The organism is Ruegeria sp. BHSA191 (genome assembly GCF_059613325.1).
Genome location: NZ_JBXWSH010000007.1, coordinates 137,653 through 152,068, shown reverse-complemented (window position 1 = coordinate 152,068; position 14,416 = coordinate 137,653). Strand labels below are relative to the sequence as shown.

Here is a 14,416-nt window from a genome sequence, read left to right as displayed (position 1 = left end):
CCTTGGCGCCTTTCTCGGTTTCGGAGTCGCGGGTGACCGCGTGGATGCGCTTGGCGTTGTTCCAGGCATAGGCCAGCGCCGAAACGATCACACCGACCACGACGGCCACGGCGAGGTCTTCCATCACGGTGACGACGGTGACCAGAACGATGACGAAGGCGTCGGTCAGCGGTACCTTGCGCAGGATGTTGAACGAGTTCCAGGCGAAGGTGCCGATCACCACCATGAACATCACGCCAACCAGCGCGGCCAGCGGGATCTGTTCGATCAGAGGCGAACCGACAAGTATGAACACCAGCAGGAACAGCGCGGCAGCGATCCCCGCGATGCGCGTGCGGCCGCCGGACTTCACGTTGATCATCGACTGCCCGATCATCGCACAGCCGCCCATGCCGCCAAAGAACCCGGTCACGACGTTGGCGGTGCCCTGCGCGATGCATTCCTGCGATGCACCGCCGCGCTTGCCGGTAATCTCGCCCACCAGGTTCAGCGTCAGCAGAGATTCGATCAGGCCGATGGCGGCCAGGATCACGGCGTAGGGCAAGATGATCTCCAATGTCTCCCAAGTCAGCGGAACCATGGGGATGTGGAATTTCGGCAGTCCGCCCTCGATCGAGGCCAGGTCACCGACGCGCGGGACATCCAGCCCCATGCCGATCACCAACGCGGCAACCACGACGATGCCCGCCAGCGGCGCTGGCACGATGCGCGTGATGCGCGGCATCACCCAGATCACCGCCATGGTCAGCGCGACCAGCCCCAGCATCGTATAGAGTTGCATCCCGGACAGCCATTCACCGCCGCTCATGCCGTGGCCAGTGTTTTCCATCGTGCCCGGCACCTTGAACTGGCCCAGTTGCGCCAGAAAGATTACGATGGCCAGGCCGTTGACAAAGCCCAGCATCACCGGATGCGGCACCAGTCGGATGAACCGGCCCCAGTGCATGGCCCCCGCGATGATCTGCAGAATGCCCATCAAGACCACCGTGGCGAACAGGTATTCGACCCCGTGCTGCGCCACCAGCGCCACCATGACGACCGCCAGCGCACCGGTTGCGCCCGAGATCATACCCGGACGGCCCCCGATTAGCGCGGTGATCAGCCCCACCAGGAACGCCGCGTAGAGGCCCACCAGAGGGTGAACCCCGGCGACGAAGGCAAAGGCCACCGCTTCGGGCACCAAGGCCAGGGCGACGGTCAGGCCCGACAGAAGCTCGATCCGCAGGCGGGCGGGGGTCAGCTTTTCGTCCGGCATCCAGCTCAGATCGGGAATAGCGAGGCGATTGGCAAAGCTTGCCAGCAAGGCTCGGGGCATGAAATGGTCCTGTGGGTCAGAATGTTCGCGCGAAGGCGGTCGTATACCCGCCTTCGGCGCTGTCTGCTAGCCCATCGATGGCAGGCTGTCATGCAAAAACTGCAAGGCCGCGCGCCTTGTGGCCCCTGTGGGGCGCAAAAACACCGGCAAGCCTTGCCAAATGCCCGACAAGCCCGCAGAAATTCCCACAGGCAGGTATCGCAGCGGAGAACGAACGTGGCCCAGACAAAGATTGCCGTCATCGGCGGATCGGGAATTTATGACATCGATGGGCTGGAAACGCCGCAATGGGTTACCGTGGAAACGCCCTGGGGCGCGCCGTCCGACCAGATCCTGACCGGGACATTGAACGGCATAGGGATGGCCTTTCTGCCCCGCCACGGGCGCGGGCATGTGCATTCACCGACCGAGGTGCCCTATCGCGCCAATATCGACGCGCTGAAGCGGCTGGGGGTGACCGACGTGATCTCGGTTTCGGCCTGCGGGTCCTTCCGCGAGCACATGGCGCCGGGAGATTTCGTGATCGTGGATCAGTTCATCGACCGCACCTTCGCCCGCGAGAAAAGCTTTTTCGGCACCGGCTGCGTCGCCCATGTCAGCGTGGCCCATCCAACCTGCCCACGCCTGGGCGATGCCTGTGAATCCGCCGCCCGGGCGGTCGGTATCACCGTGCACCGTGGCGGCACCTACCTCGCGATGGAAGGGCCGCAATTCTCGACGCTGGCGGAATCGAAGATGTACCGCGAGCAGTGGGGCTGCGACGTGATCGGCATGACCAACATGCCCGAGGCCAAACTGGCCCGCGAGGCCGAGCTTTGCTACGCCTCGGTAGCGATGGTTACCGACTATGACAGCTGGCACCCCGATCACGGCGAGGTGGACGTGACCGCGATCATCGCGACGCTGACCGGTAATGCCGAGAAGGCGCGCGCGTTGGTCAAAGGCCTGCCCGCCCTGCTGGGAGCAGACCGCGCGCCCTGCCCGCATGGCTGCGACCGGGCGCTGGACCACGCGATTTTGACAGCTCCGGAAAAGCGCGACCCGCTATTGCTGGCCAAGCTGGATGCGGTGGCAGGCCGGGTGTTATGAGTGGCCCTTTAGGCCGAGTGTTTTTTCAGGCTTGCTGCGGCGGATCTGACTGAGGTGCGTGATGGATCTTGAACTTTGGCTGGCCTTCGTCGCCGCCTCGACCGCCCTTCTGCTGATCCCGGGACCGACGGTTCTGTTGGTGCTGAGCTATGCGCTGTCCAAAGGGCGCAGCGTGGCCGTGGCCTCGGCCACAGGGGTTGCGCTGGGGGACCTGATCGCCATGACCGCGTCGTTGCTGGGGCTTGGGGCACTGGTGCTAGCGTCGGCCACGCTGTTTTCGGTGCTGAAATGGGTGGGCGCCGCATATCTCGTCTGGCTGGGCATCAAGCTGCTGCGCAGTGCGCCGTCCGGCGGTATGCAGGCGGTTGCTACCAAGCGCGCCGTCACCGCGCGCGGCGTATTCGGCCATGCGGCCGCTGTCACTGCGCTGAACCCCAAATCCATCGCTTTCTTCATCGCCTTCGTGCCGCAATTCCTGCGCCCGGCCGAGCCGTTGGGCCCGCAATTCGCCATTTTGATCGCCACTTTCGTGGGATTGGCCGGGCTGAACGCCCTGGCCTATGCTCTGCTGGCCGACCGGCTGCGCCGCGTAATCGGCCACCCCGGCATCATCACCGGCATGACCCGTTTCGGAGGGCTGACCCTGATCGGAATGGGCGTGGCCACGGCGGTACTGCGCCGCCCGGCCTGAGCCGCCCCCTCCGCAGCAAAAACGCGCAGGCCGGCAACTGCCGCTTGCATGACTGGCCGCGATGCGCCAAACACCGCCGTGTTCTGACGCAAGAAGGGTCACCCCATGTCCAGAAGCAAAACGGTCAAGGATTACATTCGGACCATCGTCGATTTCCCCCACGAAGGGATCATGTTCCGCGACGTGACGACCCTGTTTGCCGATCCGCGTGGGTTTCGCATGGCCATCGATCAGATGCTGCACCCCTATGCCGGCGAACGCATCGACAAGGTTGTGGGGCTCGAGGCGCGTGGCTTCATCCTGGGGGGCGCGATCGCGCACCAGCTGAGTGTCGGCTTCGTTCCGATCCGCAAGAAGGGCAAACTGCCGGGCACCACGATCAGCGAGGAATACAAGCTGGAATACGGCGAGGCCATCGTCGAGATCCACGATGACGCGATCCAGCCCGGCGAAAAGGTTTTGGTGGTCGATGACCTACTCGCCACCGGCGGCACTGCTGCGGCAGGCATCAAGCTGATCGAACGTCTGGGCGGTGAAATCGTCAGCTGCGCCTTCATCATCGACCTGCCCGAGCTGGGTGGGCGGAAGGTGCTGGAGGAGATGGGCATGGACGTCCATGTCCTGTGCGAATTCGAAGGGCTGTGAACAGACAACAGTCACGATTTCGTGACTTGCCGCTGGAAACACCGCGTGCTTAGCGCAGGGTCGTTCGTTTTCCAGTCGGTTTTTTGCCGCCGACACATGATCCCTTTCCGGCCTATCGCCGTATCGCCCCTGATGTCGCCGATGACATCCTCAACAAGGGAAGTAGATCATGTTTCGCAAATTCGCTGTTGCCGGCGTCGCCAGTATCCTGTTTTCGACCGCTGCCATGGCCGACGGCCACGGCAAAGACATCGTGGACACCGCTGTAAGCGCCGGCAGTTTCAACACTCTGGTCGCAGCCGTACAGGCGGCCGAGTTGGTTGACACGCTGAAGGGCGAAGGCCCCTTCACCGTTTTCGCGCCCACCGATGAGGCGTTTGCCGCTCTGCCCGAAGGCACCGTGGAAACGCTTCTGAAGCCCGAGAACAAGGATCAGCTTGTGGCGATCCTCACCTACCACGTGGTTCCGGGCAAGGTGATGTCGGGTGATCTGTCCGACGACATGACTGCCGCCACCGTTCAGGGTGGAGAGATCACAATCGACCTCGACAACGGTGTCATGGTCAATGACGCAAATGTCGTTCAGGCAGATATCGAAACCAGCAATGGCGTGATCCACGTCATCGACAAGGTTATCCTGCCCGCATCGTAATGGATTGGTAGTTGCGGCCCGGCGTACCGGGCCGCACTCACGCATCTGACAGGACGGCGCCCGGGTTCATTATGCCGAGCGGGTCCAAAGCAGCCTTGATAGAGCGCATGGCCGACAGTTTGGCCGGATCACCATAGCGTTCCAGATCGCCGGTCTTCAAACGGCCCACCCCATGCTCGGCACTGACCGATCCTTCAAATTCATGCACCAAGTCATGAACCGTGCGCTTGATCGCGGCGCGCCGGTCATTGAACTCGCCCCGGTCGCGGCCTTTGGGCGGGAAGACGTTGTAGTGCAGGTTGCCGTCCCCCAGATGACCAAAGCAGTTCACCCGGAACGGTCCAAGGGCGGCAATCGCCCTGCCGCCTTGCCGGATGAAGTCGGGGATCCGCGAAATCGGAACCGAGATATCGTGGCTGGACACCGAACCGATCAACCGGTTCGCCTCGGGGATGCGTTCGCGCACCGACCACAGCGCGTCGCGCTGCGCGGCGCTCTGGGCGATGACGCCGTCTGACACCAGACTGCGGGCCTCGGCAGCGACGAACAAGGACTCCAGCGCCGCCTCGGGCTCGTGCCCGGTCGGCAATCCCAGCTCGATCAGGACTGACCATTCCGGCGGTGTGTCAAAGGGTTGCCGCACGTCCGGCAAGACCTCTGCCAGAAAATCCAGCCCCTGTCTGTGGATCAGTTCGAACGCGCTGACGGTTTCGCCCAGATGGTCCCGGGCCAGGGCCAGCAGGTCGATCGCCGCTTCGGGGCTGGTCACCTGAAAGATCGCCGTGCCCAGCCCGGCAGGACGCGGGAACAGCTTGAGCGAGGCGGCGGTGATGACCCCCAGCGTGCCCTCGGATCCGATCAGCAGGTTGCGCAAGTCATAGCCGGTGTTGTCCTTGCGCAGCCGCCCCAGCCCGTGCCAGATGTCCCCGTTGGGCAGAACCGCTTCGAGCCCCAAGCACAGATCCCGCGCGTTGCCATAGCGCAGGACGTTCAAGCCCCCGGCATTGGTGGCCAGGTTTCCCCCGATCCGGCAGGACCCCTGCGCCGCCAGCGATAGCGGAAACAGCCGGTTGGCCGTCTCGGCCGCGGCCTGAATGTCGGCCAGCACCGCGCCGGCCTCGGCGATCAGGATGTTTTCGGTTGGGTAAACGGCCCGTATCGCGCGCATCCGCTCGAGCGACAGGATCAGGGGCGCGGGGCCATCCGCCATGACCTGCCCGCCCACAAGACCAGTGCCGCCACCGTATGGCACCACCGGCACGTGGGCCTCGGACGCCAACCGCACCAAGGCTGCGACCTGCTCAACCGTGCGAGGCAAGGCCAGCAGACCCGCATGCCCGGCAAAGCGGCTGCGCGGCTCTTCCAGATAACGCGGCTCGACCGAGCGCAGAATATCGTCACCCAGGCAGGCGCGGATGGTTTCGGCAAAGGTTTCGTCGGCAGGGTTCAAATGCATGCCCTCTGCATGCCCAAGCCTGCGGCGGACGGCAAGGCTTATTCCAGCTCCATCAAGTATCGCGGCTCGAGCACCACCACCGTCGGGCGGTCCGGCAAGGTCCGCAGCGATACTTCGATTTCCGAAACCCCGTCCCGGCGCACCGGAAAGTCGGATCGGATATCGGCCAGGAACCGGTCCAGCGAATATCCCGAGAACCAGTGCATCGGAATGATGACCGAGCTTTTCAGCCGTTGCAGGACCGAGATCATCTCGGGCAAGGGCATGGTCGTGCCCCCGTCCACCGCCGCCATGACCACGTCCAGCCGCCCCAAGGCCGCGAACTGTTCGTCGGATGGCACATGGTGCAGATGCCCCAGATGGCCGATGCACAGGCCTTCGACCTCGAACACGAAGATCGAGTTTCCGCGCTCTTCCACCCCGCCATACGCGGACCGAATATCGGTCGAAACGTTGCGCACCAGCAATTCGCCCAGATCGAGATGGTGTTCGATGCCCTGCCCGAACTCGCCCCACCCCGGCAGCACATGCGGTATGGCCGGATCGGGATAGGCGGTCCAATGGGTGTCATGGGCGTGGTTCATCGTCACGATGTCGGGGATCAGATCCGCGCCGCCGATGAAGCCGGTATAGTCGGTCACCGCATTCAGCCCGCCCGGTGTCTGGATCAGAAAGGACGCATGCGCGACATAGCTAATCCGGACCGAAAATTCGGGCACCGGATCCTGCCACGCCGCCTTGTGCAGATATTGGATTCCGGGGGTGTTCTGGGCGATGGCGATGCAATGGCTCGGCCGACGCTCCTGCGCCGCCGCCGTCCCTGCCAGCAAGATCAGACCCGTCAAAATACTCCTCATGCCAGACAGTCTAGCGCATCCGGTACCCGAGTCACGTCACGGGGCCAAGATTTTGCAAACAGTCCCGCCAGCACCAGCGCCGAACGGGCGGCCTAGCCCGCGTCCGTCCGCCCGCGCCGGTCCGAACGCAGCGACGCATAGAGAACATGTGTCCGCCAACGCCCATTGATCTGCAAATAGGATTGCGCCACGCCCTCGTATTTGAAGCCCGAGCTTTCCAATAGCCCGCGAGAGGCGGCGTTTTCCGGCAGGCAGGCGGCCTCGATCCGGCTCAGGTCCAGGCGGGTAAAGGCGTAATGCACCACGGCGCCGATGGCCTCGCGCATATACCCCTGCCGGGCAAAAACCTGCCCGGTCCAATATCCTAGGGTTCCGGCCTGCGCCGGCCCCCGGCGGATGTTGTCCAGCGTGATGGCGCCCACCAGAACGTCGTCGGCGCGGCGGAACAGGAACAGCGGAACTGCCGTGCCATTGGCCACCGAGCGTTGCGCCCAGTAGACACGGTTGGTGAACGATTTGCGGGTCAGATGGTCCTTGGCCCAGATCGGCTCCCACGGGGTCAGATACTCGCGCGAGGCCAGCCGCAGCGCGGCCCAGTCGTTGAAGTCGGAATGCACGGGCGGGCGCAAGCTCAACCGCTCGGTCTCGAGTTTCAGCCTGCGTCTGCCCAACAGCATCACGCCGCGCGCCTCTCCTGCAACTGCTCGAGCGTCGGCGCACTACCGACCGGCCCATAAAGCGCCAGCGCCGCCGGGGCCTGAACCGCCATCTTCTCGGCAAAGGCGCGGACGTCAGCGGTGCTGACCGCGTCGATCTTGGCCACGGTTTCCTCGAGCGGTGGAACACGGCCCCAAATCTGCACCAGCCGGGCCAGACGCTCGGCCCGGTTCGAGGGGCTTTCCAGCCCCATAAGCATCCCGGCCTTCATCTGCGCCCGGGCGCGGGCAACCTCCTCGGCGCTCATGTCCTCGGCGGCGCGCTTCATCTCGTCGATGGTGATGGTGGCCAGCTCGCCCACCTGATCGGCCGAGGTTCCGGCATAGATCGTGGTCGTTCCCGTGTCGGCATAGGCGCCGGTCTGGGCAAAGATCGTATAGCACAGCCCGCGAGTCTCGCGCACTTCCTGGAACAGGCGCGAGGACATGCCGCCGCCCAGCGCGGTCGAATAGATCTGTGCGGTATAGATCTCGTCATCGCGATAGCCCGGGCTTTCCAGCGCCAACGCGAAATGCGCCTGCTCCAGCACCTTGTCCCGCCGCGCCTCGCCGCCGGTGAACCGGGCGGGCTCAGGCAGCAGCCCCTTGCGGGGTTGCAGATGGCCGAACATCTCTTCGGCCAGTTTCATCAGCTGGTCATGATCGACGGCGCCCGCCGCCGACAGGATCATCTGGTCGGGCGCATAGTGCTCGGCCACGAAGGCCGACAGGTCGTCGCGCGAAAAGGCGCTGACCCGTTCGGTCGGCCCCAGGATGGTGCGGCCCAGCGGCTGATCGCGATAGCTCTGTTCCTGCAGCCAGTCAAAGATCACGTCGTCGGGCGTGTCATGCGCCTGGCCTATCTCCTGCAGGATCACGCCGCGCTCGACTTCGATCTCGCGCGGATCGAAGACGGGGTTCAGGACGATGTCGCCGACAACGTCCATCGCCAGCGCCACGTCATCCTTAAGCACCCGGGCGTAATAGGCCGTCACCTCGCGCGAGGTATAGGCGTTGATATAGCCGCCCACATCCTCGATCGCCTCGGCGATCTGCAGGGCCGAGCGGCGTTCGGTGCCCTTGAAGGCCATGTGCTCGAGGAAATGCGCGATGCCGTTCTGTTCGATCCGCTCGTGCCGCCCGCCGGCGGTCACCCAGATGCCGATGGCGGCCGATTGCAGCCCCGGCATCTGTTCGCTGACGATCCGAAAGCCGTTCGTTAGTTGGTCCAGTCTGACAGTCACTCAGCAATGTGCCTTTTGATATGATCCTCGATGGCGCCCAGATCGTTGGCGATGCGGGTCACCCGTTCCGGACGTTCATACAGATCGGACATGCGCGAGGGAAGAGGCGGATGCACACCGCTGGCCTGCTCGACCGCGGCGGGGAATTTCGCAGGGTGCGCGGTGGCCAGCGTGACCATCGGCACATCGGCGGCGCGGGTGTCCTCGGCCACCTTGATGCCAACGGCAGTATGCGGGCAGACCAGCTCGGCGCTGTGTTGCAGCGTGGATTTGATCGTGGCCAGCGTTTCCGCTTCGGACGCACGACCCGAGTCGAAACTTTCGCGCAGAGCCTCCATCGCGCCTTGGCTGACGTGGAAGCCGCCCTGTTTCAACTCGTCCATCAACTGCGCCACGGCCCGCCCGTCTTCGCCATAGGCATAGTACAGCGCGCGCTCGAAGTTCGAGCTGACCTGAATGTCCATTGACGGGCTGATCGAGGGGATGGTGTCGCCCTTGAAATAGCCCTGCCCCGACAAGCAGCGATGCAGGATGTCGTTCTGGTTGGTCGCCACCACCAGACGGTCGATGGGCAGACCCATCCGCTTGGCGATATAGCCGGCGAAGATGTCGCCGAAATTGCCGGTGGGCACCGTGAAGCTGACCTTGCGGTGCGGCGCACCCAGGCTGGTCGCGGCCGAGAAATAATAGACCACCTGCGCCAGCACCCGGGCAAAGTTGATTGAGTTCACCCCCGCCAGCTTGACCCCGTCGCGGAAGTCGAAATCGTTGAACATGTCCTTCACGGCGGCCTGACAGTCGTCGAAATCGCCATCGACGGCCAGCGCGTGCACGTTGCTGTCGGCGGGGGTGGTCATCTGGCGGCGCTGCACCTCGGACACGCGGCCATGCGGGAACAGGATGAACACATCGACCGCATCCAGCCCCCGAAACGCCTCGATCGCGGCCGATCCGGTATCACCGCTGGTGGCGCCCACGATGGTAACACGCTCGCCCCGCCGTTTCAGCGCCACCTGGAACAGCTGACCGATCAGCTGCATGGCGAAATCCTTGAAGGCCAGCGTGGGCCCGTGAAACAGTTCCAGCAGAAAGTGGTTCTCGTTCAGCTGCTTCAACGGCGCGCGGGCATCGTGACCGAACCCGGCATAGGCGCGTGCAATGATCTCTTTGAACTCGTCCCCGGCGAAAGAGCCGCTGACATACGGCCACATAACGCGGAACGCGATCTCTTCGTAGGGCAGCCCGGCCAGCGCGGCGATCTCGTCCTGGCTCAGAACCGGAATTTCGGCAGGCAGGTAAAGGCCACCGTCGCGGGCCAGACCGGTCAGCATCGCCTCTTCAAAGCTCAGTTCGGGCGCCTGCCCGCGAGTCGAGATGTATTTCATTGCGCGTCACTTTCTGATGGGGCGCGGCCGCGCCACAGGAAATATCCGGTCATTGCGGCCCAGACCAGCGCCAAACCGAACCATGTCACCGCGTATTGCAGATGGTCATTGGGAATACCCGCCGTATCCACCGGCAGCGGCGTGATGGTGGAATCGGTCTGGTTGCGGGCAACCAGAAGGATCGGCTCGGCCCCAAGCGCATCGGCCAGCGCGGGCACGTCGCGGGCAAACCAGATGTTGCCCGCCCGGTCCGGATCGGGAGTATAGCCGTCGATCTCATCCGGCCAATGCAGATTTCCGACAACCTGCATGGGTCCGGTCCGGCGCTCGGCCTGCTTGGCCGTTGTGGGGACAAAGCCCCGGTCCACTAGGATCGTGCGATCACCAGTTCGGAACGGCGCGATGATCCGATAGCCCGGCCCGACCTGCTTGACCGAAACCAGTACATGGATTTCGCCGGGCAGCATCTCGCCCGAAACCTCGACGGGCAGATAACGGTCGGCATCGGGATCGACCGCCTCGGGCAGCGGCATCGGATTGGCGGCGATCCGGGCTTCGATGTCGGCCAGAATGCCCTCTTTCCACGCAAGACGCTGAACCTGCCAAGTGCCCAGAGACACAAGAACCGCCAGCCCGGCGAGTCCGAAAATCAGCAGAAACAGGATACGGCGCATATCTGGCCCTTGTTGCGTGTCATACCGGCTCGGGGTCAAGCCGGCGTCTTGTTACGGTCTGTGCGCACGGAAATGCAACCGTGCAATTGTACGGGGCGCAATCCCCTGCGCCCCTGATCGAGAAAAAGCCGCCCCGAGGGGCGGCTTTTGCAATTCGACAGCCTGGCGGGCGTTACATCAGCGGTGCTTGGCCCCAGATGTAAACCGCGAAGAACAGGAACAGCCAGACGACGTCAACGAAATGCCAATACCAGGCAGCCGCCTCGAAGCCGATGTGTTTTTCCGGAGTGAAATCGCCCCGCATCGCACGGATCAGACAGACCGTCAGGAAGATGGTGCCGATGATCACATGTGCACCGTGGAAGCCGGTGGCCATGAAGAAGTTCGAATAGAACTGGTCGCCGCCGAATTCCCATCCTTCGTGGGCCAGCAGTTCAAAATATTCATAGGCCTGCAAAGCCGTAAAAACGACCCCAAGAAAGATGCCGATTGCCAGGCCCTGGACCAGTGCCTTGCGGTCATTTTCGTGCACCAGGGCGTGGTGTGCCCAGGTCACGGCACAACCCGACAGCAGCAGGATCAGCGTGTTGATCAGCGGCAGGTGGAACGGATCCACCGCGTGGATATCCGGCTGGACGTATTCAGTACCGGCATACTCGTACATCGGGTACATCCGATGCTTGAAGAACGACCAGAACCAGGCAAAGAAGAACATCACCTCGGACATGATGAACAGGATGAAACCATAGCGTAGACCGATACGCACGACCGGTGTATGGTCACCGGCGCGGCTTTCAGCCACCACGTCCGACCACCAGCCGAACATCGTGTACAGAACCGCCACAAGACCGGCCCAGAACACGAAGGACGTCACTCCGTGCATCCACAAGACGGCTCCGAACAGCATGACGAAGCCACCGATCGAGCCGATCAGCGGCCAGATCGACGGGGCCAGAATGTGGTAATCGTGGTTTTTTGCGTGTGCCATCAGCGTCCCTCACCTACAGGCGTTAGTTCGTGTTTGTTTCTGCCTGCGCATCAAGGGCGGCATAGCCCTCGGGCAGGTCGATTTCGTAGAATGTATACGACAGCGTGATCGTATGAACATACTGAGCTTCGGGGTCTTCCACCATTTCGGGGTCGACGAAGAAAGTTACGGGCATTTCGACCCGCTCACCGGGCTCCAGAACCTGCTCTTCAAAGCAGAAACAGGCGATTTTCTGGAAGTATCCTCCGGCGGAATAGGGCGTCACGTTGTACGATGCCTGTCCCGCAACTGGCTTGTCCGTCGGGTTGTACGCCTCGTAGAACGCCAGACCGGTCTCGCCGATACGCACCTTCATCTCGCGCTCGACGGGCTTGAACTCCCACGGCATGTCTTTGGCCTTGGACGCGTCGAAGCGAACGGTCACCACACGGTCGAGGATCTCATCAGGCGTGGCCTCAGCCACTCCGGTGGTGCCCCCGAACCCGGTGACCCGGCAGAACCAGTCGTAGAACGGCACAGCCGCCCAGGCCAAGCTGCCCATCAGAACAACCAGACCAACGGTCTGCGCAACGGTCTTCTGCGGTCCGGTCAAAGCCATCAGTTCTGAACCTCCTCGATGTCCGCACCGAAATCGCTGCCCGAGACCTTGACGATGGTCAGGCCGAAGATGATCACGATGAACGCCGCCAACGTCAGCCCAACACCCAGGTTGCGGCCGAACCGGCGCTGGTGCAGCTCATGGCTTTTGCGCAGGCTCATGACCAGCCTCCCAACCCGTAGGGTTTCAGCAACGCCTCGACGAGAATCGCGCCGAAATGCACGAACAGGTACAGCAGCGACAGCTTGAAAAAGCTGCGCTCGACCTTGAAATTGTCCGCCTCGGCATCGTCTTCGGTGCGACGCGAGATGGCCCAGGCCCCCTGCAGGAACAGCGCGTTCAAAACTACGGCCACAGCCAAGCAAATCGGGCCACCGATGCCCGAGAAAGCGGTGCCCACGGCCAGCAGGGCCAGCAATGCGGTATAGACTAGGATATGGGTCCGTGTGACGCGGCGTCCATGCGTCACTGTCAGCATGGGCACGCCTGCGTCATCATAATCCGAGCGCATGAACAACGCCAACGCCCAGAAATGCGGCGGTGTCCACATGAAGGTCAGGGCAAACATCAGCCACGGTTCGAGCGTCATCGAACCCGTGGCGGCAACCCAGCCGATCACCGGGGGAAACGCTCCCGCAGCGCCGCCGATCACGATATTCTGCGGTGTCAGGCGCTTGAGCCACATCGTGTAGATCACGACATAGAAAAAGATGGTAAAGGCAAGAAACGCGCCCGCGAACCAGTTGGTCGCCAAGCCCAGCATGATCACCGACAGGCCCGACAGGGCAAGGCCCAGCGCCATCGCCTCGCCGGGTTCGACCTTGCCCGACGGGATCGGACGACCCTTGGTGCGCTTCATTACCTTGTCGATATCCGCATCCCACCACATGTTCAGCGCACCCGAGGCGCCGCCGCCGATGGCGATGAACAGGATCGCGCAGAACCCGACGAAGGGGTGCACGGACACAGGTGCGGCCAGCAGCCCCACCAAGGCGGTGAACACGACAAGCGACATCACCCGCGGCTTGAGCAGCGCGAAATAGTCGCCAAAGCCGGCCTCGTCCGCACGGGGTTGTGCGGCAAGTGTGCTGGCATTGATGCTCGCGTCGGTCATGACAGGTCCTTGTGGTGCGAAAGCTGCGCGAAACCCGCGCAGCCTGTCCTTGGTTTCGATCGGGCCTCAGGCCCTAAGGCGGTCAGTTCGCAGCTATCTGGAACGACGCGGGCAGGCCGGCATATTCTTCCTGCGCCGATTTCAGCCATTCCTCATAGGCTTCTTCGCTGACGACCTTGACGGTGATCGGCATGTAAGCGTGGTCCTTGCCGCACAGCTCGGAACACTGACCGAAATAAATGCCTTCCTTGTCGGCCTTGAACCACAGCTCGGCCAAGCGGCCCGGAATACCGTCCTGCTTGACGCCAAAGGCCGGAATCGTCCACGAATGGATTACGTCGGCCGCGGTGACCTGCATCACGACCACCTTGTTGACGGGCACCACGACGGCGGTGTCGGTGGCCAGCAGCCACTCATCCTCGCTGTAGCCGGCATCAGCCAGCTTGGCGCGCATCGCGTCATCCAGAACGAACGGCGTGACTTCGGCATCGGCCGGACGGGCGCTTTCGTCCAAGGTGGCAGGGTGCCCCAGCAGATAGCTGTCGAAGGCAAATTCGTGATCGACATACTCGTAGGTCCAGTACCACTGGTTGCCGGTCACCTTGATGACGACGTCGCCCTCGGGGATTTCCTGCTGCTTGAACAGAACCGGCAGCGAGAATGCCCCGATGAACACCAGAATCAGGATCGGGCCCAGAGTCCAAGCGATCTCGACCGGGGTGTAGTGCGAGAATCGCGCCGGCGTCGGGTTTGCACGCTGGTTGTAGCGCACGATGCAATAGACCAGCAGGCCTGCGACCAGCAGACAGATCGCGGTGATGATCACCAGAATCATGCCGTCAAGGCGTTGAATCCCTTCGGCCAGGCTGGTGGCCGCGGGCTGGAAACCCATGCCGCCGTCGACCGGCTTGCCGATGATCTCAAGGTCCTGAGCCATGGCGGGAAGGCTGGAGAGGGCTGCGAACACCCCCGAAAGCATCAAAGCATTCTTCATTTTCTGTCCTGATCGTTTG

Annotated in this window: 16 protein-coding genes; 4 read left to right on the top strand and 12 right to left on the bottom strand. The window is 63.0% G+C overall.

From position 1 onward, the window contains the following. Positions 1-1,315 (bottom strand): SulP family inorganic anion transporter (locus AC2FNS_RS09925; protein ID WP_496803826.1); only part of this gene is annotated, 1,315 nt, incomplete at its 3' end. A 216-nt stretch (positions 1,316-1,531) separates the two neighbouring features. Between AC2FNS_RS09925 and AC2FNS_RS09920 the strand changes: the two genes are divergently transcribed. From AC2FNS_RS09920 to AC2FNS_RS09905, 4 genes are all read left to right on the top strand, one after another. Further along, complete coding sequence (locus AC2FNS_RS09920) at positions 1,532-2,404, top strand: S-methyl-5'-thioadenosine phosphorylase (protein ID WP_496797592.1); 873 nt, start codon at positions 1,532-1,534, stop codon at positions 2,402-2,404. Positions 2,405-2,465: 61 nt separating this feature from the next. Beyond that, positions 2,466-3,095, top strand: coding sequence for a LysE family translocator (locus tag AC2FNS_RS09915; protein ID WP_496713067.1), 630 nt, complete (start codon positions 2,466-2,468; stop codon positions 3,093-3,095). A 105-nt stretch (positions 3,096-3,200) separates the two neighbouring features. Continuing rightward, positions 3,201-3,740 (top strand): adenine phosphoribosyltransferase, encoded by a 540-nt coding sequence (locus AC2FNS_RS09910; RefSeq protein WP_170337941.1) that lies wholly within the window; start codon positions 3,201-3,203, stop codon positions 3,738-3,740. A gap of 169 nt (positions 3,741-3,909) precedes the next feature. Then, on the top strand, positions 3,910-4,392 hold the full coding sequence (locus tag AC2FNS_RS09905) for a fasciclin domain-containing protein (protein ID WP_005977763.1): 483 nt from the start codon (positions 3,910-3,912) through the stop codon (positions 4,390-4,392). Between the two features lie 37 nt (positions 4,393-4,429). Here the strand turns inward: AC2FNS_RS09905 and AC2FNS_RS09900 are convergent, their stop codons facing one another. From AC2FNS_RS09900 to coxB, 11 genes are all read right to left on the bottom strand, one after another. Next, positions 4,430-5,848, bottom strand: a complete 1,419-nt coding sequence (locus AC2FNS_RS09900) for an FAD-binding oxidoreductase (RefSeq protein WP_496713069.1) — start codon at positions 5,846-5,848, stop codon at positions 4,430-4,432. A 38-nt stretch (positions 5,849-5,886) separates the two neighbouring features. Further along, the gene (locus AC2FNS_RS09895) at positions 5,887-6,705 is read right to left on the bottom strand and encodes an MBL fold metallo-hydrolase (RefSeq protein WP_496681447.1); all 819 of its coding nucleotides are present in this window, start codon (positions 6,703-6,705) and stop codon (positions 5,887-5,889) included. Positions 6,706-6,797: 92 nt separating this feature from the next. Beyond that, on the bottom strand, positions 6,798-7,382 hold the full coding sequence (locus AC2FNS_RS09890) for a GNAT family N-acetyltransferase (protein ID WP_496681444.1): 585 nt from the start codon (positions 7,380-7,382) through the stop codon (positions 6,798-6,800). Beyond that, entirely contained in the window at positions 7,382-8,644 is a 1,263-nt protein-coding gene (locus tag AC2FNS_RS09885) for a M16 family metallopeptidase (RefSeq protein WP_496688430.1), read from the bottom strand. Before AC2FNS_RS09885 ends, AC2FNS_RS09890 begins: the two co-directional genes overlap by 1 nt. Then, on the bottom strand, positions 8,641-10,029 hold the full coding sequence (gene thrC / locus AC2FNS_RS09880) for a threonine synthase (protein ID WP_496713071.1): 1,389 nt from the start codon (positions 10,027-10,029) through the stop codon (positions 8,641-8,643). The genes AC2FNS_RS09885 and thrC overlap by 4 nt, the downstream gene beginning before the upstream one ends. After that, positions 10,026-10,703, bottom strand: a complete 678-nt coding sequence (locus tag AC2FNS_RS09875) for an SURF1 family protein (RefSeq protein ID WP_496713073.1) — start codon at positions 10,701-10,703, stop codon at positions 10,026-10,028. The genes thrC and AC2FNS_RS09875 overlap by 4 nt, the downstream gene beginning before the upstream one ends. A gap of 172 nt (positions 10,704-10,875) precedes the next feature. Continuing rightward, on the bottom strand, positions 10,876-11,691 hold the full coding sequence (locus AC2FNS_RS09870; protein ID WP_496681436.1) for a cytochrome c oxidase subunit 3: 816 nt from the start codon (positions 11,689-11,691) through the stop codon (positions 10,876-10,878). Positions 11,692-11,713: 22 nt separating this feature from the next. Next, complete coding sequence (locus AC2FNS_RS09865) at positions 11,714-12,289, bottom strand: cytochrome c oxidase assembly protein (protein WP_496713075.1); 576 nt, start codon at positions 12,287-12,289, stop codon at positions 11,714-11,716. Beyond that, positions 12,289-12,450 (bottom strand): cytochrome c oxidase system small membrane protein, encoded by a 162-nt coding sequence (locus AC2FNS_RS09860; protein WP_496713077.1) that lies wholly within the window; start codon positions 12,448-12,450, stop codon positions 12,289-12,291. Before AC2FNS_RS09860 ends, AC2FNS_RS09865 begins: the two co-directional genes overlap by 1 nt. Then, complete coding sequence (gene cyoE, locus AC2FNS_RS09855) at positions 12,447-13,403, bottom strand: heme o synthase (RefSeq protein WP_496713079.1); 957 nt, start codon at positions 13,401-13,403, stop codon at positions 12,447-12,449. The genes AC2FNS_RS09860 and cyoE overlap by 4 nt, the downstream gene beginning before the upstream one ends. Positions 13,404-13,485: 82 nt before the next feature. Beyond that, positions 13,486-14,397 (bottom strand): cytochrome c oxidase subunit II, encoded by a 912-nt coding sequence (gene coxB, locus AC2FNS_RS09850; RefSeq protein WP_496681428.1) that lies wholly within the window; start codon positions 14,395-14,397, stop codon positions 13,486-13,488. Positions 14,398-14,416: the final 19 nt, after the last annotated feature.

Coding starts and splice junctions, on each gene's coding strand:
- AC2FNS_RS09860 (WP_496713077.1), bottom strand. CDS start 12,450: ATGAGCCTGCGCAAAAGCCATGAGCTGCACCAGCGCCGGTTCGGCCGC.
- thrC (WP_496713071.1), bottom strand. CDS start 10,029: ATGAAATACATCTCGACTCGCGGGCAGGCGCCCGAACTGAGCTTTGAA.
- AC2FNS_RS09900 (WP_496713069.1), bottom strand. CDS start 5,848: ATGCATTTGAACCCTGCCGACGAAACCTTTGCCGAAACCATCCGCGCC.
- cyoE (WP_496713079.1), bottom strand. CDS start 13,403: ATGACCGACGCGAGCATCAATGCCAGCACACTTGCCGCACAACCCCGT.
- AC2FNS_RS09890 (WP_496681444.1), bottom strand. CDS start 7,382: ATGCTGTTGGGCAGACGCAGGCTGAAACTCGAGACCGAGCGGTTGAGC.
- AC2FNS_RS09905 (WP_005977763.1), top strand. CDS start 3,910: ATGTTTCGCAAATTCGCTGTTGCCGGCGTCGCCAGTATCCTGTTTTCG.
- coxB (WP_496681428.1), bottom strand. CDS start 14,397: ATGAAGAATGCTTTGATGCTTTCGGGGGTGTTCGCAGCCCTCTCCAGC.
- AC2FNS_RS09915 (WP_496713067.1), top strand. CDS start 2,466: ATGGATCTTGAACTTTGGCTGGCCTTCGTCGCCGCCTCGACCGCCCTT.
- AC2FNS_RS09875 (WP_496713073.1), bottom strand. CDS start 10,703: ATGCGCCGTATCCTGTTTCTGCTGATTTTCGGACTCGCCGGGCTGGCG.
- AC2FNS_RS09910 (WP_170337941.1), top strand. CDS start 3,201: ATGTCCAGAAGCAAAACGGTCAAGGATTACATTCGGACCATCGTCGAT.
- AC2FNS_RS09865 (WP_496713075.1), bottom strand. CDS start 12,289: ATGGCTTTGACCGGACCGCAGAAGACCGTTGCGCAGACCGTTGGTCTG.
- AC2FNS_RS09870 (WP_496681436.1), bottom strand. CDS start 11,691: ATGGCACACGCAAAAAACCACGATTACCACATTCTGGCCCCGTCGATC.
- AC2FNS_RS09895 (WP_496681447.1), bottom strand. CDS start 6,705: ATGAGGAGTATTTTGACGGGTCTGATCTTGCTGGCAGGGACGGCGGCG.